This is a genomic window from Vibrio sp. 10N.261.52.A1 (genome assembly GCF_002876325.1).
Lineage (GTDB): Bacteria > Pseudomonadota > Gammaproteobacteria > Enterobacterales > Vibrionaceae > Vibrio > Vibrio chagasii.
In genome coordinates this window covers 1-1,090 of the sequence record NZ_MCYD01000198.1, presented here as the reverse complement: position 1 = coordinate 1,090, position 1,090 = coordinate 1, and the positions used below count along the sequence as shown (strand labels likewise).

Annotated in this window: 2 protein-coding genes; one reads left to right on the top strand and one right to left on the bottom strand. The window is 43.2% G+C overall.

Features of this window, described 5'->3' with window-relative positions; genetic code table 11:
• Nucleotides 1-272 (bottom strand): alcohol dehydrogenase catalytic domain-containing protein (locus BCT81_RS02575; RefSeq protein WP_157938836.1); only part of this gene is annotated, 272 nt, incomplete at its 3' end.
• A gap of 324 nt (nt 273-596) precedes the next feature.
• Here BCT81_RS02575 and BCT81_RS02570 point away from each other — a divergent pair.
• A complete protein-coding gene (locus BCT81_RS02570) occupies nt 597-941 on the top strand; it encodes an SMR family transporter (protein WP_102423156.1) in 345 nt (114 codons plus the stop codon).
• The last annotated feature ends 149 nt before the right edge of the window (nt 942-1,090 follow it).

Sequence of the window (1,090 nt, the reverse complement as noted above, 5' to 3'; positions counted from 1 at the left end):
ACTTCAACGCTTGTTACGCCTTCGCCAACCATTTCAACGATACCGCCACCTTCGTGACCAAGGATAGAAGGGAAGATACCTTCTGGATCGTCACCTGAAAGAGTGAATGCGTCAGTGTGACAAACACCAGTAGCAACGATACGAACAAGTACTTCGCCAGCCTTTGGCAGTTCAACGTCAACCGTTTCACGTTTTAGCGGCTCGCCCGCTTTCCAAGCAACCATAGCTTTAGATTGGATATGAGTTTGACCAGGTTTGATTTCGATAGTCATTGGATGCTTCCTTTATATGTCAGTACAGCGGATAACTTTGCAATTAAGTTCAACTCGTTAAGCGTAGTCGAGCTTAATTGTTTCCGCTCTCTCGTTTTGTTGGGGCTAGTATATGAGTGGTCATGGGTTTTGATAATCCCCTTAAATAGAAAATGATTATTACCTATTTGTAATAATCAATGGGGTTTGAAGGGGGAGAGTGAAAGGAAAGGTGTTGCTAAGAGAATCTATTGAAAGTCTAAACAGTAACTAAGTAGAAGGGACATTTATTGGAAATAAATAGAGCATAAGCTTGCCGCCTATTTTCTAGTTGTAGGTTTGAACATGCTTTTCTCTTTCCCACCTCCTTTAATGCTATCGCTTGCCATTGTGCTTGAAGTTGTTGCCACTTCTTTATTACCTAAAACACAGCAATTTACTTCTCTACCTGCCACTGCCGCAGTATTGGCTGGCTACGGCTGTGCTTTCTACCTGTTGTCTCTAACAGTGCAAACCATGTCTTTAGGTGTGGCGTATGCGATTTGGTGTGGGGCAGGTATCGTGTTAGTCGCAGCACTGTCTTGGCTGGTCTACGGGCAAAAGCTCGACATCTACGCAATCATCGGCATCGCTTTGATTTTGGCTGGCGTGGTGATTATCAACCTGTTTTCGAGTTCGGTGAGTCATTAGTGGCTAGATTGTTTTTGCCCCAAAATGTGTTTAGAACGTATGAATTTAGCATGAGAACTATTGTGGCAACAGCTTGCTGGCAAATCGTCTAACACTTATTCGTGCATCAGGCTAGAACATATTTTGCCGATCAATTCATGCTATACAGA